At 68.0% G+C, this 26,182-nt stretch carries 27 protein-coding genes and 1 pseudogene; 2 read left to right on the top strand and 26 right to left on the bottom strand.

Going from position 1 to position 26,182, the window contains the following annotated elements; translation table 11 throughout:
* Positions 1-11 precede the first annotated feature (11 nt).
* From rpsQ to ACR9E9_RS05895, 14 genes and pseudogenes are all read right to left on the bottom strand, one after another.
* Complete coding sequence (gene rpsQ, locus ACR9E9_RS05960; protein ID WP_435202650.1) at positions 12-278, bottom strand: 30S ribosomal protein S17; 267 nt, start codon at positions 276-278, stop codon at positions 12-14.
* Between the two features lie 38 nt (positions 279-316).
* Positions 317-529 (bottom strand): annotated as a pseudogene (gene rpmC, locus ACR9E9_RS05955) (50S ribosomal protein L29); the annotation flags it as partial.
* On the bottom strand, positions 529-948 hold the full coding sequence (rplP, locus tag ACR9E9_RS05950; protein WP_435202649.1) for a 50S ribosomal protein L16: 420 nt from the start codon (positions 946-948) through the stop codon (positions 529-531). The gene rplP and the pseudogene rpmC, both read right to left, overlap by 1 nt.
* 2 nt (positions 949-950) lie before the next feature.
* Entirely contained in the window at positions 951-1,778 is an 828-nt protein-coding gene (gene rpsC, locus ACR9E9_RS05945; protein ID WP_435202647.1) for a 30S ribosomal protein S3, read from the bottom strand.
* Positions 1,778-2,188 carry a 50S ribosomal protein L22 gene (gene rplV, locus ACR9E9_RS05940; RefSeq protein ID WP_435202645.1) on the bottom strand — a complete coding sequence of 137 codons (411 nt, stop codon included), beginning with the start codon at positions 2,186-2,188 and terminating at the stop codon, positions 1,778-1,780. The genes rpsC and rplV overlap by 1 nt, the downstream gene beginning before the upstream one ends.
* The gene (gene rpsS / locus ACR9E9_RS05935) at positions 2,188-2,469 is read right to left on the bottom strand and encodes a 30S ribosomal protein S19 (RefSeq protein ID WP_435202643.1); all 282 of its coding nucleotides are present in this window, start codon (positions 2,467-2,469) and stop codon (positions 2,188-2,190) included. The genes rplV and rpsS overlap by 1 nt, the downstream gene beginning before the upstream one ends.
* A gap of 16 nt (positions 2,470-2,485) precedes the next feature.
* On the bottom strand, positions 2,486-3,322 hold the full coding sequence (rplB, locus tag ACR9E9_RS05930) for a 50S ribosomal protein L2 (protein WP_435202641.1): 837 nt from the start codon (positions 3,320-3,322) through the stop codon (positions 2,486-2,488).
* A gap of 22 nt (positions 3,323-3,344) precedes the next feature.
* Positions 3,345-3,662, bottom strand: a complete 318-nt coding sequence (gene rplW / locus ACR9E9_RS05925; protein ID WP_435202639.1) for a 50S ribosomal protein L23 — start codon at positions 3,660-3,662, stop codon at positions 3,345-3,347.
* Positions 3,659-4,312, bottom strand: a complete 654-nt coding sequence (rplD, locus tag ACR9E9_RS05920; RefSeq protein WP_435202637.1) for a 50S ribosomal protein L4 — start codon at positions 4,310-4,312, stop codon at positions 3,659-3,661. The genes rplW and rplD overlap by 4 nt, the downstream gene beginning before the upstream one ends.
* Before the next feature lies 1 nt (position 4,313).
* Entirely contained in the window at positions 4,314-4,970 is a 657-nt protein-coding gene (rplC, locus tag ACR9E9_RS05915; RefSeq protein WP_435202635.1) for a 50S ribosomal protein L3, read from the bottom strand.
* A gap of 16 nt (positions 4,971-4,986) precedes the next feature.
* Positions 4,987-5,295: a 30S ribosomal protein S10 gene (rpsJ, locus tag ACR9E9_RS05910; protein WP_007924661.1), complete on the bottom strand. Its 309-nt coding sequence runs from the start codon at positions 5,293-5,295 to the stop codon at positions 4,987-4,989.
* Between the two features lie 342 nt (positions 5,296-5,637).
* Positions 5,638-6,741, bottom strand: a complete 1,104-nt coding sequence (locus tag ACR9E9_RS05905) for a YihY/virulence factor BrkB family protein (protein WP_435202632.1) — start codon at positions 6,739-6,741, stop codon at positions 5,638-5,640.
* 133 nt (positions 6,742-6,874) lie between these two features.
* Positions 6,875-7,378 (bottom strand): hypothetical protein, encoded by a 504-nt coding sequence (locus ACR9E9_RS05900; protein ID WP_435202630.1) that lies wholly within the window; start codon positions 7,376-7,378, stop codon positions 6,875-6,877.
* 160 nt (positions 7,379-7,538) lie between these two features.
* Positions 7,539-8,117, bottom strand: a complete 579-nt coding sequence (locus ACR9E9_RS05895) for a LuxR C-terminal-related transcriptional regulator (protein ID WP_435202628.1) — start codon at positions 8,115-8,117, stop codon at positions 7,539-7,541.
* A gap of 15 nt (positions 8,118-8,132) precedes the next feature.
* Here ACR9E9_RS05895 and ACR9E9_RS05890 point away from each other — a divergent pair, with 15 nt between their 5' ends.
* Positions 8,133-8,795 (top strand): hypothetical protein, encoded by a 663-nt coding sequence (locus ACR9E9_RS05890; protein ID WP_435202626.1) that lies wholly within the window; start codon positions 8,133-8,135, stop codon positions 8,793-8,795.
* A 79-nt stretch (positions 8,796-8,874) separates the two neighbouring features.
* Here ACR9E9_RS05890 and tuf read toward each other — a convergent pair whose 3' ends face one another.
* From tuf to rpoB, 9 genes are all read right to left on the bottom strand, one after another.
* Entirely contained in the window at positions 8,875-10,068 is a 1,194-nt protein-coding gene (gene tuf / locus ACR9E9_RS05885; protein ID WP_435202624.1) for an elongation factor Tu, read from the bottom strand.
* Between the two features lie 108 nt (positions 10,069-10,176).
* Positions 10,177-12,294, bottom strand: coding sequence for an elongation factor G (gene fusA / locus ACR9E9_RS05880; protein ID WP_435202622.1), 2,118 nt, complete (start codon positions 12,292-12,294; stop codon positions 10,177-10,179).
* 100 nt (positions 12,295-12,394) lie between these two features.
* Positions 12,395-12,865, bottom strand: coding sequence for a 30S ribosomal protein S7 (rpsG, locus tag ACR9E9_RS05875; RefSeq protein WP_435202620.1), 471 nt, complete (start codon positions 12,863-12,865; stop codon positions 12,395-12,397).
* A complete protein-coding gene (rpsL, locus tag ACR9E9_RS05870) occupies positions 12,865-13,239 on the bottom strand; it encodes a 30S ribosomal protein S12 (protein ID WP_435202618.1) in 375 nt (124 codons plus the stop codon). Before rpsL ends, rpsG begins: the two co-directional genes overlap by 1 nt.
* 275 nt (positions 13,240-13,514) lie before the next feature.
* The gene (locus ACR9E9_RS05865) at positions 13,515-14,051 is read right to left on the bottom strand and encodes a GNAT family N-acetyltransferase (protein ID WP_435202616.1); all 537 of its coding nucleotides are present in this window, start codon (positions 14,049-14,051) and stop codon (positions 13,515-13,517) included.
* Positions 14,051-14,326 (bottom strand): hypothetical protein, encoded by a 276-nt coding sequence (locus tag ACR9E9_RS05860; RefSeq protein WP_435202614.1) that lies wholly within the window; start codon positions 14,324-14,326, stop codon positions 14,051-14,053. Before ACR9E9_RS05860 ends, ACR9E9_RS05865 begins: the two co-directional genes overlap by 1 nt.
* A 98-nt stretch (positions 14,327-14,424) precedes the next feature.
* Positions 14,425-14,700 carry an HU family DNA-binding protein gene (locus tag ACR9E9_RS05855; RefSeq protein WP_435202612.1) on the bottom strand — a complete coding sequence of 92 codons (276 nt, stop codon included), beginning with the start codon at positions 14,698-14,700 and terminating at the stop codon, positions 14,425-14,427.
* Positions 14,701-14,942: 242 nt separating this feature from the next.
* Positions 14,943-18,824 carry a DNA-directed RNA polymerase subunit beta' gene (locus ACR9E9_RS05850; RefSeq protein ID WP_435202610.1) on the bottom strand — a complete coding sequence of 1,294 codons (3,882 nt, stop codon included), beginning with the start codon at positions 18,822-18,824 and terminating at the stop codon, positions 14,943-14,945.
* 120 nt (positions 18,825-18,944) lie between these two features.
* A complete protein-coding gene (rpoB, locus tag ACR9E9_RS05845) occupies positions 18,945-22,427 on the bottom strand; it encodes a DNA-directed RNA polymerase subunit beta (RefSeq protein ID WP_435202609.1) in 3,483 nt (1,160 codons plus the stop codon).
* A 358-nt stretch (positions 22,428-22,785) separates the two neighbouring features.
* Between rpoB and ACR9E9_RS05840 the strand changes: the two genes are divergently transcribed.
* Positions 22,786-24,042 (top strand): phospholipase D-like domain-containing protein, encoded by a 1,257-nt coding sequence (locus ACR9E9_RS05840; RefSeq protein ID WP_435202607.1) that lies wholly within the window; start codon positions 22,786-22,788, stop codon positions 24,040-24,042.
* 90 nt (positions 24,043-24,132) lie between these two features.
* Here ACR9E9_RS05840 and rplL read toward each other — a convergent pair whose 3' ends face one another.
* The 3 genes from rplL to madM form a co-directional block, all read right to left on the bottom strand.
* Complete coding sequence (gene rplL / locus ACR9E9_RS05835) at positions 24,133-24,522, bottom strand: 50S ribosomal protein L7/L12 (protein WP_435202605.1); 390 nt, start codon at positions 24,520-24,522, stop codon at positions 24,133-24,135.
* A 72-nt stretch (positions 24,523-24,594) separates the two neighbouring features.
* Positions 24,595-25,170, bottom strand: a complete 576-nt coding sequence (rplJ, locus tag ACR9E9_RS05830; RefSeq protein WP_435202603.1) for a 50S ribosomal protein L10 — start codon at positions 25,168-25,170, stop codon at positions 24,595-24,597.
* 247 nt (positions 25,171-25,417) lie between these two features.
* Complete coding sequence (gene madM / locus ACR9E9_RS05825) at positions 25,418-26,182, bottom strand: malonate transporter subunit MadM (RefSeq protein WP_435202601.1); 765 nt, start codon at positions 26,180-26,182, stop codon at positions 25,418-25,420.

Genomic DNA, 26,182 nt, shown 5'->3' with positions numbered 1-26,182 from the left:
CGGGGTAGGCCTTACTTGGCCTTCTCGAGGATCTCGACGATGCGCCAGCGCTTGCTGGCCGACAGCGGTCGGGTCTCCATGATGAGCACGTGGTCCCCGGTGCCGGCAGTGTTCTGCTCGTCGTGCGCCTTGACCTTGTGGGTCTTGCGCATGACCTTGCCGTACAGGGCGTGCTTGACGCGGTCCTCGACCTCGACGACGACGGTCTTGTCCATCTTGTCGCTGACGACGTAGCCGCGGCGCGTCTTGCGGTCGTTTCGCTCGGAGGTGGAGCTCACGGGGCCTTCTTTCAGATTCTCGCTCACTTGGACTCACCGATCCCGAGCTCGCGCTCGCGCATCTCGGTGTAGATCCGCGCGATGTCCTTGCGCACCGCACGCAGGCGGCCGTGGTTGTCCAGCTGGCCGGTGGCCGACTGGAACCGGAGGTTGAACAGCTCCTCCTTGCCCTTGCGCAGCTCGTCGACCAGACGCTCGTCGGTCAGCTCTCGCAGGTCCACCGGTGTCAGGTCCTTCGATCCGACTGCCATCAGTTGTCACCACCCTCACGCGCGACGAAGCGGCACTTCATCGGCAACTTGTGCATCGCCAGGCGCATGGCCTCGCGGGCAACCTGCTCGTCCACACCGGAGATCTCGAACATGATCCGGCCCGGCTTGACGTTGGCGACCCACCACTCGGGCGAGCCCTTACCGGAACCCATGCGGGTCTCAGCCGGCTTCTTGGTCAGCGGACGGTCCGGGTAGATGTTGATCCAGACCTTGCCGCCACGCTTCATGTAGCGGGTCATGGCGATACGCGCGGCCTCGATCTGCCGGTTGGTGACGTAGGCCGGCGCGAGCGCCTGGAGGCCGTAGTCACCAAAGGTGACGGCGGTGCCGCCCTTGGCCATGCCGGAACGCTTGGGGTGGTGCTGCTTGCGGTGCTTGACCCGTCGGGGGATCAACATCTTCAGGACTCTCCCTCGGTCTGTGCCGGCGCCTCAGCGGCAGGAGCCTCCGCAGCGGGGGCCTGGGCCTGCTTGCCCTCGGCCTCGGTGCGGTCGCCACCACGGCGGGCGCGGGCGGGACGGTCGTCGCGGTCACGACGCGGGCCACGACCACGGGGAGCCGCGCTGGCCTGCTGGGCCGCGTACTCCTTCTCGGTCATGTCGCCCTTGTAGATCCAGACCTTGACCCCGATGCGGCCGAAGGTCGTGCGGGCCTCGTAGAAGCCGTAGTCGATGTTCGCCCGGAGGGTGTGCAGCGGCACGCGGCCCTCGCGGTAGAACTCCGAACGCGACATCTCGGCCCCACCGAGGCGACCGGAGCACTGGATCCGGATGCCCTTGGCACCGGCGCGAAGGGAGGACTGCATTCCCTTGCGCATGGCGCGGCGGAAGGTCACACGGGCAGCAAGCTGCTCCGCGATGCCCTGGGCGACGAGCTGGGCCTCGATCTCGGGGTTCTTCACCTCGAGGATGTTCAGCTGGACCTGCTTGCCGGTGAGCTTCTCGAGCTCACCACGGATCCGGTCGGCCTCGGCGCCGCGGCGACCGATGACGATGCCCGGACGCGCGGTGTGGATGTCCACCCGAACGCGGTCGCGGGTCCGCTCGATCTCGACGCGAGCGATGCCGGCCCGCTCCATGCCCGTGGACAGGAGCTTGCGGATCGCCACGTCTTCCTTGACGTAGTCGCGGTAGCGCTGACCCTCCTTGTTGGAGTCGGCGAACCAGCGGCTCTTGTGGTCGTTGGTGATGCCCAGACGGAAGCCGTGCGGGTTGATTTTCTGACCCATCAGCGGGCTCCTCCCTTCGCGGCCTTCTCAGGCTTGCTCGTCACGAGGACGGTGATGTGGCTGGTGCGCTTGTTGATCCGGCCGGCGCGGCCCTGGGCCCGCGGACGGAAACGCTTCATCGTGGGGCCCTCGTCGACGTAGGCCGAGGTGACGACGAGATTGCGCTCGTCGAACGCCTCCCCGTGCTCGTCGGCCTTGACGCGCAGGTTGGCGATGGCGCTCTTGAGGACCTTCAGGGTCGGCTCGGACGCACCCTGGGGCGCGAACTCCAACGTGGCGATCGCGGTCTGGGTGTCCTTGCCGCGGATGAGGTCGACGACGCGACGCGCCTTCATCGGCGTGACGCGCACGTGGCGTGCGGAGGCACGCGCGATGAGCGCCTCCTGCTCAGTGGTCTCGGTGCCGGGCATCAGCGACGACGTCCCTTCTTGTCGTCCTTCACGTGGCCGCGGAAGGTGCGGGTCGGTGCGAACTCGCCGAGCTTGTGGCCGACCATCGCCTCGGTGACGAACACCGGGACGTGCTTGCGGCCGTCGTGCACGGCGAAGGTGTGGCCGAGCATGTCCGGCGAGATCACCGAACGACGCGACCAGGTCTTGATGACGTTCTTGCTGCCCGCTTCGTTCTGGACGTCGACCTTCTTCTGAAGGTGGTCGTCGATGAAGGGGCCCTTCTTCAAACTACGAGGCATGTCCTTGAGGCTCCTATCAGCGCTTCTTGCCGGTGCGGCGGCGACGGACGATGAGCTTGTCGCTCGCCTTGCCGGGACGCCGGGTTCGTCCCTCGGGCTTGCCCCAGGGCGAGACGGGGTGGCGACCGCCGGATGTGCGACCCTCACCACCACCGTGCGGGTGGTCGACCGGGTTCATGACGACACCACGGACGGTCGGGCGCTTGCCCTTCCATCGCATGCGGCCGGCCTTGCCCCAGCTGATGTTCGACTGCTCGGCGTTGCCGACCTCACCGACGGTGGCGCGGCACCGCGCGTCGACGCGACGGACCTCGCCGGAGGGCATGCGCAGCGTGGCGAGCTGGCCCTCCTTGGCGAGCAGCTGGATGCTGGCTCCGGCGGAGCGGGCCATCTTGGCGCCGCCACCGGGACGCAGCTCCACGGCGTGGATCGTCGTGCCGTTGGGGATGTTGCGCAGCGGCAGGTTGTTACCGACCTTGATGTCCGCGGACGGACCGTTCTCGATCGTCGTGCCCTGCGCGAGGCGGTTGGGCGCCAGGATGTAGCGCTTCTCACCGTCCGCGTAGTGCAGCAGCGCGATGCGGGCCGTGCGGTTGGGGTCGTACTCGATGTGAGCGACCTTCGCGGGGACGCCGTCCTTGTCGTGGCGACGGAAGTCGATGACGCGATAGGCGCGCTTGTGGCCACCACCGATGTGCCGGGTGGTGATGCGCCCGGAGGCGTTGCGGCCACCGGACTTGCTCAGCGGGCGGACCAGCGACTTCTCCGGCGTCGTGCGAGTGACCTCGACGAAGTCGGCGACGGAACTGCCGCGGCGACCGGGAGTGGTCGGCTTGTACTTACGGATACCCATTGGTTCTTCCTTGTCCTCTCCGTCAGCCCTGGCCGCCGAAGATGTCGATCGTGCCCTCACGGAGGGAGACGATCGCGCGCTTCGTGTCCTTGCGCTTACCGGTGCCGAACCGCGTGCGTCGGGCCTTGCCGACACGGTTCATGGTGTGCACGGAGTCGACCTTGACGTCGAAGATCTGCTCAACGGCGATCTTGATCGCGGTCTTGTTCGCGCGCGGGTCGACGATGAAGGTGTACTTGCCCTCGTCGAGCAGGCCGTACGACTTCTCCGACACGACAGGCCGGATGAGGATGTCGCGCGGGTCCTTGATCTGGGACGCACTTGAGAGCGACTTGTTCACTTGTCCGCCTCCGGGGTGGTCTTGGGGGCGGGCCCGGCGAGGAAGGCCTCGAGAGCCGCCTGGGTGAAGACGATGTCGTCGCTGCACAGGACGTCGTAGGTGTTGAGCTGGTCGGCAGCGAGGATGTGGACATCGGCGAGGTTGCGCACCGACTTCCACGCGATCGCGTTGCCGCGCTCGATGACGACGAGCAGGTTCTTGCGCTCGCCCAACTCACCGAGGAGGCCACTGACGGCCTTCGTCGAGGGTGCGTCCCCGTCGACGAGGCTGCTCAGCACGTGGATGCGGCCGTGACGCGCCCGGTCCGACAGGGCTCCGCGCAGGGCGGCGGCCTTCATCTTCTTGGGGGTGCGCTGGCTGTAGTCACGCGGCTGCGGGCCGTGGACGATGCCACCACCGGCGAACTGCGGCGCACGGATCGAGCCCTGACGGGCGCGGCCCGTGCCCTTCTGGCGGTAGGGCTTGCGGCCACCGCCGCGCACGTCGGCGCGGGTCTTGGTCGAGTGGGTGCCCGCCCGCGCAGCGGCGAGCTGGGCCACGACGACCTGGTGGATCAGCGGAACGTTGACCTGCACGTCGAAGATCTCGGCGGGCAGCTCGATGGTGCCGGAGGCAGCACCCTGCGGGCTGATGATGTCGATGGTCGGCACGTCAGGCTCCCTTCACAGAGGCGCGGACGAGGACGATGCCGCCGCGGGCGCCGGGGACGGCACCCTTGACGAGCAGGAGGCCCTTGTCGGCGTCGACCGCGTGGATCGTGAGGTTCTGGGTGGTCTGGCGCTCGCCGCCCATGCGGCCGGCCATACGCATCCCCTTGAAGACGCGACCCGGGGTGGCGCAGCCACCGATCGAGCCGGGCTTGCGGTGGTTGCGGTGGGCGCCGTGGGAGGCGCTGACGCCGTGGAACCCGTGGCGCTTCATGACGCCGGCGAAGCCCTTGCCCTTGGTCGTGCCGGTGACGTCGATGGCCTGTCCGGTCTCGAACAGCTCGACGGTCACCTCCTGGCCGAGGGTGTAGTCGGCAGCATCGGTCGTCCGCAGCTCGACGAGGTGACGACGCGGGGTCGCGCCGGCCTTGGCGAAGTGACCGCTCTTGGGCTGGTTCACCTTGCGGGGGTCGATGGCACCGAACGCGAGCTGGACGGCCGAGTAGCCATCCGTCTCGGGGGTGCGGATCTGGGTCACGACATTCGGGCCAGCCTGGATGACGGTCACGGGAACGAGGCGATTGTCCTCGTCCCAGACCTGCGTCATGCCGAGCTTCTCGCCGAGGACGCCCTTGACGGTCTTGGTCATGGTGTTGGTCATGTCTCGTCTCCCCGGATCAGAGCTTGATCTCGATGTTGACGTCAGCCGGGAGGTCGAGACGCATCAGCGAGTCGACGGCCTTGGGCGTCGGATCGATGATGTCGATGAGGCGCTTGTGCGTGCGCATCTCGAAGTGCTCGCGGCTGTCCTTGTACTTGTGCGGCGACCGGATGACGCAGAACACGTTCTTCTCCGTCGGCAGCGGCACCGGGCCGACCACCGTCGCGCCGGCACGGGTCACGGTGTCGACGATCTTTCGCGCCGAGTTGTCGATGACCTCATGGTCATACGACTTCAACCGGATGCGGATCTTCTGTCCCGCCATCTGTGCTTCCGTCTCTCTCTCGCCGTCTTGCCTGGTCTGTGTCGGCCCGATCAGGTCTGCGACCCACGCGGTCGGGTGTGTCGCACCCGCTCCGCAACGCGGCGACGCGCCCGGAGGCCCTGTCGTGCATCGTGGTCGTCGACCCGGTCGCGCCGGATCATGCTCTCGTCCGATGTGTCGCCCCGCCATGGGCGGTTCGATGCGTTGTCATCGGGGCGGCGGCAATTCCGTACGATCAGGGCAATTCCGATCACGGCGTTACCGCTCAACAAGCAACCTGAACAGTGTGCCAGAGCGATCGCGCGCAGTCCAAATCCGCCCCGGGCAGCCCGACGTCACCGGTTAGTCGCGGGTCTTCGGGGCCAGCTCTGCGGTGGACTTCCCCTGGTCCTGCAGGCCCTTGATCCGCAGGGTCCGGGCCTCCTCGGTCACGACCTCGTGGGCAGCCGCTGCGGCGTCGGACTTGGTCGTGTCGCGCGGCGGGAGGTGGAGCCCCTGCTCAGCGGGCAGCCCGGCCTGCAGCTGACGGGAGCGCATCAGCTCCGCGTCGATCTCGGCGCCGAAGAGCAGGACGTTGTTGATGATCCACAACCAGAGCAGGAAGACGATGACGCCGGCGAGTGAACCGTAGGTCTTGTTGTAGGAGCTGAAGTTGGAGACGTAGAACCCGAAGGCCACGGAAGCGAGGATGGCGACGAGCAGGGCCACGGCGGCGCCGGTGCTCAGCCAGCGCCACGGTCGCCTGACGTTGGGAGTGGCCCAGTAGAGCAGGCCGATCATGAAGATGACGACGAGCAGGATGACGGGCCACTTCGCGAGGTTCCACGTCGTGACCGCAGCCTGGCCGAGGCCGATCGTCGCGCCGATCGCTCGGGCCAACTCTCCGCTGACCGCGATGGCCAGGACGCTCAGGGAGGCGAGCACGAGCAGGACGGCGGTGACGAGCAGCTGGGCCGGACGCAGCTTGATGAAGCCGCGCCCCTCGGCGACGTCGTAGATCCGGTTGAGGGCACGGCCGAAGGCGCCGACGTAGCCGGAGGCCGACCAGAGGGCGCCGGCGAGACCGATCGCGAGGCCGACTCCCGCCGCGGGCGAGTTGACCATCTGGTCCAGCGGGCCCGAGATCGTCTCGACGGCCTGGCCCTGACCGAGCTGCCGGAGCACGTCGAGGACCGTCTGCTTGGTCTCCTCGGGCTCCCCGACCAGTCCGAGGATGGAGACCATGGCGAGCATCGCCGGGAAGATCGACAGCACGGAGAAGTAGGTCAGGGAAGCGGCCAGATCCGTGCACCCGTCCCCGCTGAACTCCTTGACCGCCTTCTTCATCGCGAACAGCCACCCGCGCGGGGGGAGGCGCCGCAGCGGAGCAGCGGTCCCCTCCTCGGAGGCGGAGGTGGCGCCCGTCGGGCCGGAGTCGTCCGGGGCGGTCGTCGTGTCGCTGGCCATGGGGCGTGGCGCCTTCGTCGTCGGGGGCGGCGGTCAGGACCACCCTAGGGCGAAGGGGGCTCCCCCACCCTCCGCACACGCACCCGCCCGCCGTCCGGATCCGGACGGCGGGCGGGTGGCGCGCAGACGAAGGTCAGCCCAGACCGCAGATCGCCACGGAGAGACCGAGGAGCGAGATGATGGTGTAGCCCTGGGTGGCGGAGGCCCCCTGGATGGCCACGGTCACGTTCTGCAGGGCCGACACGGTAGCGAGACCGCGGGGGAAGACCTGGAAGGTGATGCTCTCGCCCGGCGCGAGGGGCGCGGTCAACTCCGCCGTGTTCGCATCGGTGAACAACAGCTCCACACCCACGTTGAGGTCATTGAGCGGCCCCACCTGGACGCCGGCCAACCCACCTCGGTCCACCGTGATGACCTCCCCCTCGGGAAGGTCGCACGTGCTGCTGGAGGGGTTGGTGATCGTGAAGGTCAGCTGCTGCGTCGTCAACAGGGGCGGGCAGTTGACCGCGACCACGGGCGGGGGGCAGGTCGAGGCGGCGAGCGAGGGGGCAGCGGCCGCGACGGCGACGGCGGGGACGGCCCAAGCGGCACCCTTCGCGATCTGGCGGCGTGAGGGGCTGGTGATCTCAGAGTTCACGTGGCGGGTCTCTCTGCGGACAGGCGCGAACGGGGTGCGCCGAGCATGCTCGCCCCGGCGCGATGGTGTGGGTTCCTCCCGTGGGACCCTCCCTGTCGAGGGACCCAGATCACACCCTAGGAACGCCCCAGCGCCTCCGAGCGTTTTGCCCTCAGAAGGACTAGTCCAACCGCCCCTGGAGGACGAGCGCGCGCCGCAGTCCCTCCCGCGTGGCGGTGCCCTCGTGCCCGCTCTTGGCACGGATGTTGGCGATGTGCACCTTGAGGGTCCGATCGCTCACCCCGAGCCGAGCGGCCACCTCGGCGCGTGGACGATCCGCCCACCTCACGAGATAGGCCTGCGCCACCTCGAGCTCCCGGGAAGTCAGCGGCGGCCCGTGCGGGAGCGGGTCGGGCCACACGGCGTCCGCACCGACGATGACCTGCCGCACGACCCGGGCGAGCTCCCCCGGTGACTGCAACATCGACACGTACCCGGCGCACCCCGCCTCGCGCAGCGCAGCGATCCGCGGAAGGGGCAGGGTGCCGCCCCAGACGATCGTCGCCCGCTCCTCGCTCCGTCGGCTCCGGAGCAACCGGCCCATGTCCGCCACGGGCAGGCCGACCACGAGCAGAGCCTCCGCGGCCCTGGGGTCCCGCACCCCCTGCGCCTCCAGACCGCCCCGCCGCAGGGCGGCGACGACGGCGTCGGCGTGCAGGGACCACGCCGACCAGACCACGACCTCGGCGTCGACTGCCATGAGACCATGATGCCGATGTTCCCCCTCCTGCGCTTGGACATCGTCCACACCTCCCCCGTGGTGACGACGGCCCTGCGGGATGAGCTCAGTCGGGGCGACCCGTCCGTGACCGTGGTCAGCTCCGTGCACTCCTGGACCGACTTCCAGGTCGAGTGGGACTTCGCCGGCGACATCGTCGTCCTCGACGCCCTCCTCGACGACCACGTCCCACTCGCCCTGAAGGTGCGGGCCCTGCGCCGACTCGGCTCCCGAGCCGTCGTCCTCGGACCGGGGAGGGACTCCCCCTTCGCCCGCCGCGCGAGCGCCGAAGGGGCGTGGGCCTGGATCGAGCCGACCCTCGGCCTGACCGAGACCGCCGACCTCATCGGCCGGATCGCGCAGCACCGGACCCGACCGCGCGCGCAGGTCACGGCCGCGGCGCCGCCCGTCGCCCGACTCACCGACCGCGAGCTGCAGGTGCTCTGCCTCTACGCGGGGACCCGGGGACACTCCCCCGCCTACCTCGGGCGGGTCCTGACCCTGCGCACCGAGACGGTGCGCAGCCACCTCGAACGCGGCCGGGCCCGGTACCGGGCCGCCCATCGCCCCACCCGCAACCGCGCCGCCCTGCGCGAGGCCCTCGTCGACGACGGCTGGTTCATCCCCCCGGGGGTGTGGTCCGCGGCCGGGCGACTGTGACCCCCGGTGACGGCGAAGGGCCCGCCTCCCCTGACGGGGAGACGGGCCCTTCACCACGCTGACCGGGGTCAGCCCAGGATCACTTGACGATCTTGGTGACGCGACCGGCGCCGACGGTGCGGCCACCCTCGCGGATGTTGAACTGGAGACCCTCCTCCATGGCGATCGGCTGGATCAGCTCGACCTTCATGTCGGTGTTGTCGCCGGGCATGACCATCTCGGTGCCCTCGGGCAGCGTGACGACGCCGGTGACGTCGGTCGTCCGGAAGTAGAACTGCGGACGGTAGCTGTCGTAGAACGGCGTGTGCCGGCCACCCTCCTCCTTCGAGAGGATGTAGACCTGACCCTCGAACTCGGTGTGCGGGGTGATCGAACCCGGCTTGCAGACGACCTGGCCGCGCTCGACGTCCTCGCGCTTGGTGCCGCGAAGGAGCAGGCCGACGTTCTCGCCCGCACGACCCTCGTCGAGCAGCTTGCGGAACATCTCGATGCCCGTGACCGTCGTGGTCTGCTTGTTCTCGCGGATGCCGACGATCTCGACCTCGTTGTTGACGTTGAGGACGCCGCGCTCGATCCGGCCGGTGACGACGGTGCCACGACCGGTGATCGTGAAGACGTCCTCGACGGGCATCATGAACGGCTTGTCGAGGTCGCGCTCCGGCTCCGGAACGTACTCGTCAACCGCGTTCATGAGCTCCATGACCGAGTCGCTCCACTTCTCGTCGCCCTCGAGCGCCTTGAGCGCCGAGACCTTGACGACCGGGACGTCGTCGCCCGGGAACTCGTAGGAGGACAGCAGCTCGCGGACCTCCATCTCGACGAGCTCCATGATCTCCTCGTCGTCGACCATGTCGGCCTTGTTGAGCGCGACGACGATGTAGGGGACGCCGACCTGGCGGGCCAGGAGGACGTGCTCCTTCGTCTGCGGCATCGGGCCGTCGGTGGCGGCGACCACGAGGATCGCGCCGTCCATCTGGGCCGCACCGGTGATCATGTTCTTGACGTAGTCAGCGTGACCCGGGCAGTCGACGTGCGCGTAGTGACGACCCTCGGTCTGGTACTCGATGTGCGAGACCGAGATCGTGATCCCGCGCTGCTTCTCCTCCGGCGCCTTGTCGATCGAGTCGAACGGGGAAGCCTCGTTCAACTGGGGGAGCTTGTCGTGGAGCACCTTGGAAATCGCAGCAGTCAGCGTCGTCTTGCCATGGTCGATGTGACCGATGGTGCCGATGTTGACGTGCGGCTTGCTCCGCTCGAACTTTGCCTTCGCCACTGTGTTGTCCTCCTCAGGACGTCTTCTTGGTTACGCCTTTGCCCGGCAGGGTGGCGTGGATGGTGGGTTGTCGTGCGTGTCGTGTCAGATGCCGGTCATGCTAACCGGTCACTCTCCACGAACCTTCTTGATGATCTCCTCGGCGACGCTCTTGGGAACCTCTGCGTACGAGTCGAACTCCATGGAGTAGTTCGCCCGACCCTGGGTCTTCGACCGCAGGTCACCGACGTAACCGAACATCTCCGACAGGGGGACGAGGCCGGTGACGACCTTCGCACCGCTGATGTCCTCCATGGACTGGACGTGACCGCGACGGGAGTTGATGTCGCCGATGACGTCACCCATGTAGTCCTCGGGTGTGCGCACCTCGACCCTCATCATCGGCTCCATGAGCACCGGGTCGGCCTTGCGTGCGGCCTCCTTGAAGGCCATCGACCCGGCGATCTTGAACGCCATCTCCGAGGAGTCGACGTCGTGGAACTGACCGTCGAGCAGCGTCGCCTTGATCCCGACGACGGGGTACCCGGCGAGCACGCCGTACTGCATGGCGTCCTGGATACCGGCGTCGACGCTGGGGATGTACTCACGCGGGATGCGACCACCGGTGACGGAGTTCTTGAACTCGTAGAGCTCGCCGTCCTCCTGGGTGTCCAGCGGCTCGAAGGTCAGCTGGACCTTGGCGAACTGCCCGGAACCACCGGTCTGCTTCTTGTGCGTGTAGTCGTGCTTGACGACGGCCTTGCGGATCGTCTCGCGGTAGGCGACCTGCGGCTTGCCGATGTTCGCCTCGACCTTGAACTCGCGCTTCATCCGGTCGACGAAGACGTCGAGGTGGAGCTCGCCCATGCCGGCGATGATCGTCTGACCGGTCTCCTCGTCGAGGGAGACCTGGAAGGTCGGGTCCTCGGCGACAAGACGCTGGATCGCGCTGCCCAGCTTCTCCTGGTCGCTCTTCGTCTTCGGCTCGATGGCCACCTGGATGACCGGCGCGGGGAAGGACATCGACTCGAGGATGACCGGCGAGGTGATGTCGCTCAGGGTGTCACCCGTCGTCGTCTCCTTGAGACCGATGACGGCGTAGATGTGGCCCGCCATCGCCTCCTCGACCGGGTTCTCCTTGTTGGCGTGCATCTGGAAGAGCTTCCCGATGCGCTCCTTCTTGCCCTTGGTCGAGTTGAGGACCTGGGTCCCCGGGGTGAGCCGACCGGAGTAGACGCGGATGAAGGTCAGCGTGCCGAAGAAGGGGTGGGCCGCGATCTTGAAGGCGAGCGCGGAGAAGGGCTCCTCGGTGCTCGGCTTGCGCAGCACGACCTCCTCCTCGTCGCCCGGGGCGTGACCCTCCATGGCCGGCACGTCGAGCGGGTTGGGCAGGTAGTCGCGCACCGCGTCGAGCACCGGCTGGACCCCGCGGTTCTTGAAGGCGGAACCGCAGAAGATCGGGTACAGCTCGGAGGTGACCGTGAGCTTGCGGATGCCCGCCTTGAGCTCGTCAATGGTCAGCTCCTCGCCACCGAGGTACTTCTCCATCAGCTCGTCGTCGGACTCGGCGACCCGCTCGACGAGGTGGTTGCGGTACTCCGCGGCCTTCGCCTCGAGGTCCTCCGGGATCTCGCGGGTCTCGTAGGAGGCACCGAGGGTGACGTCACCCTTGGCGTCGCCGGGCCACACGAGCGCCTGCATCGTGATCAGGTCGACGACGCCGATGAAGTCGCTCTCGGAGCCGATCGGCAGCTGCATGACCAGCGGCTCCGCGCCGAGGCGGTCCTTGATCGTGTCGACGGTGAAGTAGAAGTCGGCACCGAGCTTGTCCATCTTGTTGACGAAGGCGATGCGGGGGACGTCGTACTTGTCCGCCTGGCGCCACACCGTCTCGGACTGGGGCTCGACGCCCTCCTTGCCGTCGAAGACCGCGACGGCGCCGTCGAGGACGCGCAGCGAGCGCTCGACCTCGACGGTGAAGTCGACGTGGCCGGGGGTGTCGATGATGTTGATCTGGGTGTCGTCCCAGAAGGAGGTGACCGCGGCGGAGGTGATCGTGATGCCGCGCTCCTTCTCCTGCTCCATCCAGTCGGTGGTGGAGGCACCGTCGTGGGTCTCACCCAGCTTGTGGTTGACCCCGGTGTAGAAGAGGATGCGCTCAGTCGTCGTCGTCTTGCCGGCGTCGATGTGCGCCATGATGCCGATGTTTCGGACCTTGGTCAGGTCCGTCAGGACGTCCTGTGCCACTCGTTATCTCATCTCGCTCGTTGCGGTCGTGTGTGCCAAAGAAGGCGGTGGGCTGGTGGTCGGGGCCGGTCCGGCGGTGCGGGCCGGCCCCGACCTGCTGTCACCAGCGGTAGTGCGCGAAGGCCTTGTTGGACTCGGCCATCTTGTGCGTGTCCTCGCGACGCTTCACCGCGGCGCCCAGGCCGTTGCTCGCGTCGAGGATCTCGTTCATCAGGCGCTCGGTCATCGTCTTCTCGCGACGCTGACGGGCGTAGCCGACGAGCCAGCGCAGCGACAGGGTGGTCGCACGGCCGGGCTTGACCTCGATCGGCACCTGGTAGGTCGCACCACCGACGCGGCGGGACTTGACCTCCAAGGAGGGCCGGACGTTGTCCAGCGCACGCTTGAGCGTCTGGACGGGGTCCGTACCGCTCTTCTCGCGGCAGCCCTCGAGGGCGTCGTAGACGATGGACTCGGCGATGGACTTCTTGCCGTCGAGCAGGATCTTGTTGACCAGCTGGGTCACCAGCGGGGACTGGTAGACCGGGTCGACGACGAGGGGACGCTTCGGAGCAGGACCCTTGCGAGGCATTACTTCTTCTCCTTCTTCGCGCCGTAACGGCTACGGGCCTGGCGACGACCCTTGACGCCCTGGGTGTCGAGCGAACCGCGAACGATCTTGTAGCGGACACCGGGGAGGTCCTTCACTCGGCCACCGCGGACGAGCACGATCGAGTGCTCCTGCAGGTTGTGGCCGACGCCCGGGATGTAGGCCGTGACCTCGATACCGCTCGTGAGGCGCACGCGGGCGACCTTACGAAGGGCAGAGTTCGGCTTCTTGGGGGTGGTGGTGTAGACGCGCGTGCACACGCCGCGGCGCTGGGGTGAACCCTTGAGCGCGGGCGTCGCGTTCTTCGTCGTCTTGTCCTGCCGGCCCTTGCGGACCAACTGGTTGATGGTAGGCAACCTGTGTCTCCGTACGTTTCGGTGATGTGGTCTGCGACCACCGGGCACGAGCCCGATCGACGCTCCTTGGATGCCGCCCTCGACCCCCGCGCTCGGGTGTGTCTTCGGCGGTGCTCCCCCCTGCACTTCGCGTCGTGGACCGGAAGGACCACGCCGAGACGCCCGGCGAGAGGTGTGAGAGCGACCGTTACCGGCCTCCCTCATGCGTGTCACGACATGGTCGCGCCACGCACGCTGGACAACGATACCGGCGCGCGGAAAGCGTCACAAATCCGTCACCCTGCGCCCAGCCGGTCGAAGGCGGGCGCGTACCGAAAGTCCCCGGCCCGGTCGGCGCGCCAGGAGCGCAAAGCCAAGGCCTGGAAGTGCTGCTCCTCCCACGGCCCCGGCGAGACGATCCCCAGGCTCGCGGCCGGCACGAAGCCGAAGAACCCGTAGTACTCCGGGTCCCCGAGCAGGACGAGCACGGGCTCCCAGACCCGGTCGGCGCTGGCGACGACGGACATCATCAGGGCCGCACCGATCCCCTGCCGCTGATGGTCGGGCCGCACGGCCAGCGGCCCGAGACCGACCGACGCAGCCTGCCCCAGCGTGGCGCGGCTGCACACGATGTGACCGACGACCTCGCCCTCGAGCTCGGCGACGAAGGTCAGCTCGTCGAGGACGTCACCGTCCACGCGCAGGCCCCGCACGAGCTCACGCTCCACGGACTCCCGTCGCCCCTGCGGGACCCCGAAGACCGCGTCGTGGAGGAGCTCGACCGCCGTGGCGTCGGCGGCGGTCTCCCGCCGGATGATCAGGTCGTCTCGCATCAGTACCGCTCCGTGATCCACTCGCTGTTGCCGGTGACGAAGGCCACCAGGAAGAAGCCCGCGACGGCCAGCAGGACCACGGAGATGATCGTGGCGTCCGAGCGAGCCCGCCGCGTGAAGACCGCGACAGCGGCTCCCGCGAGCACCAGGGCGAGCAACTTGCTCACCCCACCCGGCTTGAGCAGCAGGACGAGCGCGCCGACGGCGAGGACCCCGCCCAGGGCCCAGCGGGCAAAGGTCGCCCGCACGGTCATGGGCTGGGAGGACTCGGGCATGGGTCTCATCCTCCCTCATCGTCGTGGTGGTGCGGTCATGACGAAGGGGGGTCGGTCACCGTGTGCGGTGACCGACCCCCCTTCGTCAGTGCAGGCGATCAGCCCTTGGCTGCGGCCTTGAGGGCGCTGCCGGCGGAGAGCTTGGCGGCGTGCCCACCGGGAATCGTCATCTCGGCACCGGTCTGCGGGTTGCGGCCCTTGCGCTCGGCGCGCTCGACACGCTCGAGGCTGAAGAAGCCGGGGACGGTGACCTTCTCGCCCTTCGCGACGGACTCGGACAGGACCGCCTGGAGAGCGGTGATGACCTCGGAAGCCGCGGACGCGGACACGCCGGCCTTCTCGGCGACGGCGCTGGCGAGCTCAGACTTGTTCATGTGGATCTCCATCTGTGAAGTTCGTGAAGCGAACAGGGACCAATCAACCACGAACCGGTGTCCGTAGTCGACTCGGACCACGGCGTGTTTCCCTTGATTTCCCGGCGATCTCGCGTCATCCGCGCCTCATTCGCCCCGTGCGTCACATCGCGTCGACGAATTGCCGCTCCGCGCACCCGTGGATGGACGCACGACGGGCCCCACCGCTGGTGCGGCAGGGCCCCGTCGTGGAGCGAGTCGGCTCAGACGTCCAGGTCGAGGTCGTCGAGGCGGATCGCCTCGCCGGATCCGGGACCGAAGACCGGGTAGGCGTACTCGTCGTAGTTCGGCAGCGAGTACATCGCCGCCTTGGCCTCCTCGGTGGGCTCGACGTCCACGTTCCGGTAGCGGGGCAGGCCCGTTCCGGCCGGGATGAGCTTTCCGAGGATGACGTTCTCCTTCAGGCCGAGCAGCGGGTCGGAACGACCCTCCATCGCCGCCTCGGTGAGCACGCGCGTCGTCTCCTGGAAGGAGGCGGCGGAGAGCCAGGAGTCCGTGGCCAGCGAGGCCTTGGTGATCCCCATGAGCTCCGGTCGACCCGAGGCCGGGCGACCGCCCTCGGCGACGACACGACGGTTCTCCGTCTCGAAGCGAGCACGCTCGGCGAGCATCCCCGGCAGCAGACCCGTCTCTCCCGACTCGAGGATGGTGATCCGTCGCAGCATCTGCCGGACGATGACCTCGATGTGCTTGTCGTGGATCGACACACCCTGCTGGCGGTACACGCTCTGGACCTCGTCGACGAGGTGCTTCTGGGCGTGACGCGGCCCGAGGATGCGCAGAACCTGCTTGGGATCGATCGCGCCCTGGACGAGCTTGGTCCCGACCGGGACGCGCTGACCGTCCTCGATGAGCAGGCGCGAACGCTTGGACACCGGGTAGGCGTGCTCCTCGCCGTCGCGGTCCGCGACGAGCAGGATGCGCCGGCCCTTGTCCGTCTCCTCGATCGTCACGCGGCCATCGGCCTCGGCGATCGGGGCGACGCCCTTGGGCGTGCGGGCCTCGAAGAGCTCGACGACTCGCGGCAGACCCTGCGTGATGTCGTCACCGGCCACACCACCGGTGTGGAAGGTGCGCATCGTCAGCTGGGTGCCGGGCTCACCGATCGACTGGGCCGCGACGATGCCGACGGCCTCGCCGATGTCGACGAGCTGACCCGTGGCCAGCGAACGGCCGTAGCACTTGGCGCAGGTACCGACGCGCGACTCGCAGGTGAGGACCGAGCGCACCTTGACCTCGTCGACGCCGGCCTCGTAGAGCCGGTCGATGACGACGTCCCCCAGGTCCGAACCGGCCTCGGCGAGCACCTGTCCCTCGTGCTCCACATCGGAGGCGAGGCAGCGCCCGTAGACGGTGAACTCGACGTCGTCGTGGAGGCGTCGGGTACCCGTGAGCTCGTCGAACTGGGCGATCGGCATGGTCAGGCCACGCTCGGTGCCGCAGTCGTCCTCGCGGACGATGACGTCCTGGGAGACGTCGACGAGACGACGGGTGAGGTACCCCGAGTCGGCCGTCCGCAGGGCGGTGTCCGCCAGACCCTTGCGAGCACCGTGCGTGGAGATGAAGAACTCGACCACCGACAGGCCCTCACGGAAGTTCGTGCGGATCGGTCGGGGGATGATCTCGCCCTTCGGGTTGGCCATGAGGCCACGCATACCGGCGATCTGACGCAGCTGGAACCAGTTGCCTCGGGCGCCGGAGGAGACCATCCGATAGATCGGGTTGTCCTTCGGGAAGTTGCCCTGCATCTCCGTGGAGACCTCGTTGGTCGCCTGGGTCCAGATCTCGATCTGCTCCTGACGACGCTCGTCGTCGGTGATCAGACCGCGCTCGTACTGCTTCTGGACCTTCGTCGCCTTCTCCTCGTAGGAGGCGAGGATCTCCGGCTTGCGCGCGGGGGTGACGACGTCGGAGACGGCCACGGTGGTGCCGGACCGGGAGGCCCAGTGGAAGCCGGCCTCCTTGAGGGCGTCCAGGGACGCCGCGACCTGCACCTTGGTGTAGCGCTCGGCGAGGTCGTTGACGATCGTCGACAGCCGCTTGCGGTCGACGGACTCGTTGACGAAGGGGTAGTCCTCCGGCAGCGTCTCGTTGAAGAGCGCGCGACCCAGCGTGGTCTCCGCCAGCCAGGTCTCGACCTGACCGTCCTCGTTGGCCTCGACACCCTCGGGCAGCGCGGCGCCGGCCGTGGGCACGATGTCCTTCAGCCGCACCTTGATCGGCGTGCCGATCTTGATCTCCCCGGCGTCGAAGGCCATGCGGGCCTCGGCCGTCGAGGTGAAGGCACGCGGGTGCTCGGTCTGCAGCTCCACCTCGGAGGTGAGGTGGAACAACCCGATGATCATGTCCTGCGTCGGCATCGTCACGGGACGACCGTCGGCCGGCTTGAGGATGTTGTTGCTCGAGAGCATGAGGATCCGGGCCTCGGCCTGGGCCTCCGTGCTCAGCGGCAGGTGCACCGCCATCTGGTCACCGTCGAAGTCCGCGTTGAAGGCGGTGCAGACGAGGGGGTGGATCTGGATGGCCTTGCCCTCGACCAGCTGCGGCTCGAAGGCCTGGATGCCCAGACGGTGCAGCGTGGGCGCACGGTTGAGCAGGACCGGGTGCTCGGTGATGACCTCTTCGAGGACGTCCCACACGACGGAGCGGTGCCGCTCGACCATGCGCTTGGCCGACTTGATGTTCTGGGCGTGGTCGAGGTCCACCAGCCGCTTCATGACGAAGGGCTTGAAGAGCTCGAGCGCCATGGCCTTCGGCAGACCGCACTGGTGCAGCTTCAGCTGCGGACCGACGACGATGACCGAACGGCCGGAGTAGTCGACACGCTTGCCGAGGAGGTTCTGACGGAAGCGACCCTGCTTGCCCTTGAGCATGTCGGACAGGGACTTCAGCGGCCGGTTGCCCGGACCGGTGACCGCACGACCGCGGCGACCGTTGTCGAAGAGGTTGTCGACGGCCTCCTGCAGCATCCGCTTCTCGTTGTTGACGATGATCTCGGGCGCACCGAGGTCAAGCAGTCGCTTGAGGCGGTTGTTGCGGTTGATGACGCGGCGGTACAGGTCGTTCAGGTCGGAGGTGGCGAAGCGGCCACCGTCGAGCTGGACCATCGGACGCAGGTCCGGCGGGATGACCGGCACCGCACCCAAGACCATGCCGGCCGGCTTGTTGTCCGTCGTGAGGAAGGCCGTGACGACCTTGAGGCGCTTGAGCGCCCGAGTCTTCTTCTGGCCCTTGCCGGTCGCGATGATCTCGCGCAGCTTCTCCGACTCGGCCGTCAGGTCGAAGTCCTCGAGGCGCTTCTGGATCGCCGTGGCGCCCATGCCACCCTCGAAGTAGAGACCGAAGCGGTCCCGCATCTCGCGGTAGAGCATCTCGTCGCCCTCGAGGTCTTGGACCTTGAGGTTCTTGAAGCGGTCCCAGACCTGGCTCAGACGCTCGACCTGCTGGTCGGCACGCTTGCGGATCTGGTTCATCTCGCGCTCGGCGGAGTCGCGGACCTTGCGCTTCATGTCGGACTTGGCGCCCTCGGCCTCGAGCTCGGCGACGTCCTTCTCGAGCTTCTGCGCGCGCGTCTCGACGTCCGCGTCGCGGCGGTTCTCGAGTTCCTTCTTCTCGGCCTCGATCTGCGCCTCGAGAGAGGGGAGGTCGGTGTGACGCTGCTCCTCGTCGACGCTGGTGATCATGTAGGCCGCGAAGTAGATGACCTTCTCGAGGTCCTTCGGGGCCAGGTCGAGGAGGTAGCCCAGACGCGACGGGACACCCTTGAAGTACCAGATGTGGGTGACCGGGGCGGCGAGCTCGATGTGGCCCATGCGCTCACGGCGCACGCCGGCCCGGGTGACCTCGACGCCACAGCGCTCACAGATGATGCCCTTGAAGCGGACGCGCTTGTACTTGCCGCAGGAGCACTCCCAGTCCCGGGTGGGGCCGAAGATGCGCTCGCAGAACAGCCCCTCCTTCTCCGGCTTGAGGGTGCGGTAGTTGATGGTCTCGGGCTTCTTGACCTCGCCGTGGCTCCAGCCACGGATGTCCTCTGCGGTGGCCAGGCCGATGCGCAGCTCGTCGAAGAAATTGACGTCGAGCACGTGTTTCCTACTCTCGTTCTCTCGAGGGTGACTCTCGAAAAGTTCGGGTGTCGTCTGACGGGTGTGTGATCAGGTGATCCGCAGGCGGCCCGGCGCCGGTGACCCGGCGCCGGGACTCCGTCAGACCTCTTCGACGCTGCTCGGCTCCCGCCGGGACAGGTCGATGCCGAGCTCCTCCGCGGCGCGGAAGACGTCTTCCTCGTTGTCGCGCATCTCGATCGTGCCGCCCTCGGTGTTGAGGACCTCCACGTTGAGACAGAGGGACTGCATCTCCTTGATGAGCACCTTGAAGGACTCGGGGATGCCGGGCTCGGGGATGTTGTCGCCCTTGACGATGGCCTCGTAGACCTTCACGCGGCCGGTCACGTCGTCCGACTTGATCGTCAGGAGCTCCTGGAGCGCGTAGGAGGCGCCGTAGGCCTCGAGGGCCCACACCTCCATCTCGCCGAAGCGCTGGCCACCGAACTGGGCCTTACCGCCGAGGGGCTGCTGGGTGATCATCGAGTACGGGCCCGTGCTGCGCGCGTGGATCTTGTCGTCCACGAGGTGGTGCAGCTTGAGGATGTACATGTACCCGACGGACACGGGGTCCGGGTACGGCTCACCGCTGCGGCCGTCGAACAGGTGGGCCTTGCCGGACGCCCCGATGAGGCGGTCGCCGTCGCGGGTCGGGGTGGTCGACTCGAGGAGACCGGTGATCTCCTCCTCGTCGGCACCGTCGAAGACCGGGCTGGCGACGCGGGTGTTCGGCGGAGCCTGACGCGCGTCGTCGGGGATCATCTGGGCCCACTCCGGGTTGCCGGCGATCTCCCACCCACGGCTGGCGGCCCAGCCCAGGTGGAGCTCGAGGATCTGGCCGATGTTCATTCGACCGGGGACACCGAGCGGGTTGAGCACGACGTCGACCGGCGTGCCGTCCTCGAGGAAGGGCATGTCCTCGACCGGCAGGATCTTGGAGATGACGCCCTTGTTGCCGTGACGGCCGGCGAGCTTGTCACCATCGGTGATCTTGCGCTTGTTCGCCACGTAGACGCGGACGAGCTGGTTCACGCCCGGGGGCAGCTCGTCGCCCTCGTCCTTGTCGAAGACCTTGACGCCGATGACCGTGCCGGTCTCACCGTGAGGGACCTTCATCGAGGTGTCGCGCACCTCGCGGGCCTTCTCACCGAAGATCGCCCGGAGCAGGCGCTCCTCCGGCGTCAGCTCGGTCTCGCCCTTCGGGGTGACCTTGCCGACGAGGAGGTCGCCGTCGCGGACCTCGGCACCGATGCGGATGATGCCGCGCTCGTCGAGGTCGGCGAGGACGTCGTCGGAGACATTGGGGATGTCCCGGGTGATCTCCTCGGGGCCGAGCTTGGTGTCGCGGGCGTCGACCTCGTGCTCCTCGATGTGGATCGAGGAGAGGACGTCGTCCTGGACGAGACGCTGGCTGAGGATGATCGCGTCCTCGTAGTTGTAGCCCTCCCAGGGCATGAACGCGACGAGGAGGTTGCGCCCCAGCGCCATCTCGCCACCGTCGGTCGCAGGACCGTCGGCGATGAGCTGACCGGTCTCGACGCGGTCACCCTCGGAGACCATGACGCGCTGGTTGTAGCTGTTCCCCTGGTTGGAGCGGGAGAACTTCATCATCTTGTACGTGCGCGAACCGCCCTCGTCCTGCGTCACGGTCACGAGCTCCGCGGAGACCTCGGTGACGACACCGGCCTTCTCGGCCCGGACGACGTCACCGGAGTCGAGCGCGGCACGGTGCTCCATGCCGGTCCCGACGAAGGGGGCCTCGGCCTTCACGAGCGGCACGGCCTGGCGCTGCATGTTGGCGCCCATGAGCGCACGGTTGGCGTCGTCGTGCTCGAGGAAGGGGATCATCGCGGTCGCGGCCGAGACCATCTGCTGGGGCGAGACGTCCATGTAGTCGATCTCGCCGGCAAGGACCTGGTCGACCTCGCCGCCCTTGGTGCGGGCGAGGACCCGCTCGTCGCGGAAGTTGCCGTCGTCCAACAGGACGGCATTCGCCTGGGCGACGACGACCCGGTCCTCCTCGTCGGCGGAGATGTAGACGACCTGGTCCGTGACGCGACCGGCCTCGACCTTGCGGTACGGGGTCTCGATGAAACCGAAGGCGTTGATCCGCCCGTAGCTCGCGAGCGACCCGATGAGGCCGATGTTCGGCCCTTCGGGCGTCTCGATCGGGCACATGCGCCCGTAGTGCGACGGGTGGACGTCACGGACCTCCATCTGGGCGCGGTCACGGCTGATACCGCCCGGGCCCAGCGCGGAGAGACGCCGCTTGTGCGTCAGACCCGACAGCGGGTTGTTCTGGTCCATGAACTGCGAGAGCTGGCTGGTGCCGAAGAACTCCTTGATGGAGGCGACGACCGGCCGGATGTTGATCAGGGTCTGCGGCGTGATCGCCTCGACGTCCTGCGTGGTCATGCGCTCTCGCACGACGCGCTCCATCCGCGACAGGCCCGTGCGGACCTGGTTCTGGATGAGCTCGCCGACGCTGCGCAGGCGACGGTTGCCGAAGTGGTCGATGTCGTCCGTCTCGACCGAGATCTCGATGCTCTCGCCGTCGCGGGTCCCCGGGAGGGTCGACTGGTCGGCGTGCAGGGCCACGAGGTACTTCAGCGTCGCGACGATGTCCTCGAGCATGAGCACGGAGGAGGAGAGCTCCTCGTCGCGGCCCAGCTTGCGGTTCATCTTGTAGCGACCGACCTTGGCCAGGTCGTAGCGCTTGGGGTTGAAGTAGAGGTTGTCGAGCAGGTTCTGCGCGGCCTCACGCGTCGGGGGCTCGCCCGGACGCAGCTTGCGGTAGATGTCCAGGAGCGCGGAGTCCTGGTCCTCGACCGCGTCCTTCTCGAGGGTCGCGCGGATCGACTCGTACTCTCCGAACTCCTCGAGGATCTCGGCGGAGGTCATGCCCAGTGCCTTGAGCAGGACGGTGACCGACTGCTTGCGCTTGCGGTCGACGCGCACGCCGACCATGTCGCGCTTGTCGACCTCGAACTCCAGCCACGCACCGCGGCTCGGGATGATCTTGGCGGAGTAGACGTCCTTGTCGGAGGTCTTGTCCGCCGACCGCTCGAAGTACACGCCCGGGCTGCGGACGAGCTGCGAGACGACGACACGCTCGGTGCCGTTGATGATGAAGGTGCCGCGGTCGGTCATGAGCGGGAAGTCGCCCATGAAGACCGTCTGGCTCTTGATCTCGCCGGTTTCGGCGTTCATGAACTCAGCGGTGACGAAGAGCGGCGCGGAGTACGTCTGGTCGCGCTCCTTGCAGTCCTCCACGCTGTACTTGGGCTCCTCGAAGCGGCTCTCCCGGAAGGAGAGGCTCATGGAGCCGGAGAAGTCCTCGATCGGCGAGATCTCCTCGAAGATCTCCTCGAGCCCCGAGCGCTCGGGCACGTCGCGGCGGCCGGTCTCGAGAGCCTCGGCAACACGCTCCTGCCACTTCTCGTTGCCGAGGAGCCAGTCAAAGCTGTCGGTCTGGAGAGCCAGGAGGTCAGGGACTTCGAGGGGCTCGCGGATCTTCGCGAAGGACAGACGGCCACTGGCAGTCTGTGCGGTGGACATCGGGGAAGCGGTGCGCGAGGCAGCCAAGGATGGATCCTTCCACGGGCCGTGAGAGTCGGGCGGCGATGCACCGCCCGACGTCGGGACCGCATCGGAGCGCTCCACACACCTCGGCACTGAGGGGATTGGAACGATCTGACCGGGCCGCGACAGGAGAAGGGCAGCGCAAAGCGACAGTCTAGATGCAGATGCACACAAGTGTCCAACCCGGTCGAGCCGACGGCTCGACGGTGGTCAACGGCGAGGCCCTTGCGGGGGCGCCCTGCCGGATCAGTCGACGCCATGATGGTGGACGACAGGAGAGGCGACGTCAAGGTGCGCGCCCGGCGGGTCGCGACCCGGCTGCCGCGACTCACCCCCTTCGCACTGCACATAAGGTGGGCGCATGAACGCCCGCGCTCTCCTTCGCCGTCGCCGCCGGCGGAAAGCCCGCAAGATGCTGCGTCGCTCGGCCGCAGCCGTCCTGGCCACCCAACTCCTCACTGTCGCCGGACTGCTCGTCTTCGACAGTCAGCGCCGCAAGGACCGGCCAGACGAGGAGTTCCCGCACGAGGCCGACGGCCCCGTCCCGGTCAGCGGCGGTGACGTGCGCATCTACACCTTCGGCGAGGACCTCTTCGAGGACATGCTCACGGACATCGCGGCCGCCCGGGAGCGCATCTACTTCGAGACCTACATCTGGAAGGGGGACGACGTCGGCGAGCGCTTTCGCCGGGCCCTCGTCGCTGCGCACGAGCGCGGCGTGGAGGTCTTCGTCGTCTTCGACGAGTTCGCCAACCTCGTCGTCCCGCGCTCCTTCTACCGGTCCCTCCCGGAGGGGATCCACGTCAAGCGCCACCCGTTGGTCACCGGCGGCCTGAAGTTCTTCTTCCCCAGCCACCTGGGGCGCAACCACCGCAAGCTGCTCGTCGTCGACGGCGCGGCGGCCTACGTCGGGGGCTACAACATCGGTCAGGACTACGCGACCCGCTGGCGGGACACGCACGCCCGCTTCGCCGGGGACATGGTCGTCGAGCTCGAGAACGCCTTCGTCGACTACTGGAACCACTACGGGGCCACGCCCGCGCTCCCCCAGCCGGGCCCTCGCACGTGGAGCCGGGACATGCGGGTGCACCGCAACCTGCCGGCCGACCTCGTCTACCCGATCCGCAACATGTACCTCGAGGCGATCGACCGCGCGAGCGAACGGGTCTGGCTCACCACGGCCTACCTCATCCCCGACGAGGCCTTCGCGCGCAGCCTCGTGGCCGCCGCGGAGCGTGGCGTCGACGTGCGCCTCATCGTTCCGCGCTTCAGCAACCACATCATCGCCGACTGGCTCAGCCGGTCGAGCTACGAACGCCTCCTGCAGGGTGGCGTTCGACTGCTGCGCTTCGAGAACGCCATGGTCCACGCCAAGACGGCGACCATCGACGGGTTGTGGTCGACGATCGGCACGGCGAACATCGACCGGCTCAGCCTCGCCGGGAACTACGAGGTCAACATCGAGATCCTCGACCCGGACGTCGCGGCCCGCATGGAGGAGATCTTCAGTCTCGACTCCGGCAACTGCACCGAGCTCACCCCCCAGCAGTGGGCCCGGCGTCCGCTCATCAACCGCGTGACCGAGGGCATCCTCTCGCCCTGGCGCCCCCTGCTCTAGCTCCTCCCGAGCAGCACGAAGGGCGGGCCGCACCCTGTGGTGCGACCCGCCCTTCGCGGTCCTGCGATGCCCCTCAAGCAGGGGCGTGGATCACTGGAGCTCGACGGTGGCCCCGGCGCCCTCGAGGGCCTCCTTGGCCTTGTCCGCGGCGTCCTTGTCGACCTTCTCGAGGACGGGCTTGGGCGCGCCGTCGACGAGGTCCTTGGCCTCCTTGAGACCGAGGCTCGTGAGCGCGCGGACCTCCTTGATGACCTGGATCTTCTTGTCGCCGGCCGCGGTGAGGACGACGTCGAACTCGTCCTGCTCCTCGACGGCCTCACCGGCGTCGCCACCGGCGGCCGGGGCGGCGCCCGCAGCGGCGACCGGGGCCGCGGCGGTGACCTCGAAGGTCTCCTCGAACTGCTTCACGAACTCGGAGAGCTCGATGAGGGTCATCTCCTTGAAGGCCTCAAGGAGCTCGTCGGTGCTGAGCTTCGCCATGATGGGCGTCCTTTCTGCTAAATGTGTCGCCGTGAGTGGCGGTGATGCGTGGTGTGACCGAAGGCAGGTGCCTCAGGCCTCGTCGCCACCCTCGGGGGTGGACTCGGGGGCGTCGGCCGAGACCGGGCCCTGCTCCTCGACCTTCGCGCGCAGCGCGTCGACGACCCGAGCGGTCTGCGACAGCGGTGCGTTGAAGAGGTAGGCGGCCTGGGTGAGCTGGGCCTTCATGGCCCCAGCCAGCTTGCCCAGGAGCACCTCGCGCGACTCGAGGTTCGCGAGCTGGTTGATCTGCTCCGGCGAGAGCGGGTTCCCGTCAAAGAGCCCGCCCTTGATCACCAGGAGGGGGTGGTCCTTGGCGAAGTCACGCAGACCCTTGGCGGCCTCGACGGGGTCGCCCTCGACGAAGGCGATCGCGTTGGGGCCGACGAACTGGCCCTCGAAGGCGGACTCGACGCCCGCCTCCTTGGCAGCGCGTGCGGTCAGCGTGTTCTTCACCACGGAGTAGCTGGCGTTGCCACGGAGGTTCTTGCGCAGCTGCGCGAGCTGCGCCACGGTCAGACCGCGGTACTCCGTGAGAACGGCCGCGCTGGAGCTGCGGAACTTCTCCGCGAGCTCGGCGATGGCGGCGTCCTTCTGAGCGTTCGCCATGCGGGCCTCCCTTCTCGTGTGGTGCCACCGGCGGCCCGGAACGAGAAAGAGCCCCGGCGCAAGGCACGGGGCTCAGGGCACACGTCGAGGACGTGGCTGGCAGATCGTGTCCTGCGCTGGTCGCCCGCTCTCGCGGAACCTTGGGTCACGGCCCATGGTGGGCAGTGACAACCGGCGGTCAATGGTCGCTGCACAGAATACGGTGCGCCCGGCGCTGCCACCAAATCAGCACCGGGCACACCCTTCGTCAGCCGCCGGTGATGGCGCGGAGCGCGAAGTACATCAACGACGGGCCGAGCAGGCAGCCGAGCCCGGTGTAGAACGTCGCCGTCATCGCCCCGTAGGGCACGAGGCGCTTGTCCGTCGCGGCCAGCCCGCCGGCGACCCCCGAGGTCGTGCCCATGAGTCCGCCGTACGCCATGGCGGACTTCGGGTTGTTCAAGCCGATCAGGGGGGCGATGAAGGGCGTGCCGATCATGACGATCACGGACTTGACCAGGCCGGCCGCCACGGACAGGGCGATGACCTCGGAGCTGGCTCCCACGGCCGTGCCCGTCACCGGGCCGACGATGTAGGTCGCGGCGCCGGCACCGATGGTCACCAGCGACTCCGGGTCGGTGTACCCGAAGGCCGCCGCGACGGCTGCGCCGACAGCGAAGGAGCCGACGACCCCGAGCAGCAACGACAGCACGCCGACCAGGCCCGCCTTCTTGATCTCCTGGACGTCGACGCCGAAGGCCGTCGCGACGATCGCGAAGTCACGCAGCATCGACCCACCCATCAGACCCAGGCCGGAGAGGACGGCGATGTCGGCGAGCCCGTCCTCGCCGCCGGTCACGGCGCCTCCCCAGTAGGCCAGCACGAGGCCGAGGATGATCGCGATCGCTGATCCGTGGAGTCGGCCGCGAGTCAGCGTCGCGGACAACCAGCCGGCCACGAGGATGAGACCCCCGACGACGGCGAAGGCGATGAGCAGGTCACTGGACTTGAGGTCCTCGACGACGGCATCCAC

Origin of the sequence: Janibacter sp. GS2, assembly GCF_051200835.1 — a bacterium.
GTDB lineage: Bacteria > Actinomycetota > Actinomycetes > Actinomycetales > Dermatophilaceae > Janibacter.
Note: the sequence above shows the minus strand (reverse complement) of the source record. Positions and strands in the feature narration are given on the sequence as shown.

Coding starts and splice junctions, on each gene's coding strand:
- rplP (WP_435202649.1), bottom strand. CDS start 948: ATGTTGATCCCCCGACGGGTCAAGCACCGCAAGCAGCACCACCCCAAG.
- rpsC (WP_435202647.1), bottom strand. CDS start 1,778: ATGGGTCAGAAAATCAACCCGCACGGCTTCCGTCTGGGCATCACCAAC.
- rplV (WP_435202645.1), bottom strand. CDS start 2,188: ATGCCCGGCACCGAGACCACTGAGCAGGAGGCGCTCATCGCGCGTGCC.
- rpsS (WP_435202643.1), bottom strand. CDS start 2,469: ATGCCTCGTAGTTTGAAGAAGGGCCCCTTCATCGACGACCACCTTCAG.
- rplB (WP_435202641.1), bottom strand. CDS start 3,322: ATGGGTATCCGTAAGTACAAGCCGACCACTCCCGGTCGCCGCGGCAGT.
- rplC (WP_435202635.1), bottom strand. CDS start 4,970: ATGACCAACACCATGACCAAGACCGTCAAGGGCGTCCTCGGCGAGAAG.
- rpsJ (WP_007924661.1), bottom strand. CDS start 5,295: ATGGCGGGACAGAAGATCCGCATCCGGTTGAAGTCGTATGACCATGAG.
- ACR9E9_RS05905 (WP_435202632.1), bottom strand. CDS start 6,741: ATGGCCAGCGACACGACGACCGCCCCGGACGACTCCGGCCCGACGGGC.
- ACR9E9_RS05895 (WP_435202628.1), bottom strand. CDS start 8,117: ATGGCAGTCGACGCCGAGGTCGTGGTCTGGTCGGCGTGGTCCCTGCAC.
- ACR9E9_RS05890 (WP_435202626.1), top strand. CDS start 8,133: ATGTTCCCCCTCCTGCGCTTGGACATCGTCCACACCTCCCCCGTGGTG.
- rpsG (WP_435202620.1), bottom strand. CDS start 12,865: ATGCCTCGCAAGGGTCCTGCTCCGAAGCGTCCCCTCGTCGTCGACCCG.
- ACR9E9_RS05865 (WP_435202616.1), bottom strand. CDS start 14,051: ATGCGAGACGACCTGATCATCCGGCGGGAGACCGCCGCCGACGCCACG.
- ACR9E9_RS05860 (WP_435202614.1), bottom strand. CDS start 14,326: ATGCCCGAGTCCTCCCAGCCCATGACCGTGCGGGCGACCTTTGCCCGC.
- ACR9E9_RS05855 (WP_435202612.1), bottom strand. CDS start 14,700: ATGAACAAGTCTGAGCTCGCCAGCGCCGTCGCCGAGAAGGCCGGCGTG.
- ACR9E9_RS05840 (WP_435202607.1), top strand. CDS start 22,786: ATGAACGCCCGCGCTCTCCTTCGCCGTCGCCGCCGGCGGAAAGCCCGC.
- rplL (WP_435202605.1), bottom strand. CDS start 24,522: ATGGCGAAGCTCAGCACCGACGAGCTCCTTGAGGCCTTCAAGGAGATG.
- rplJ (WP_435202603.1), bottom strand. CDS start 25,170: ATGGCGAACGCTCAGAAGGACGCCGCCATCGCCGAGCTCGCGGAGAAG.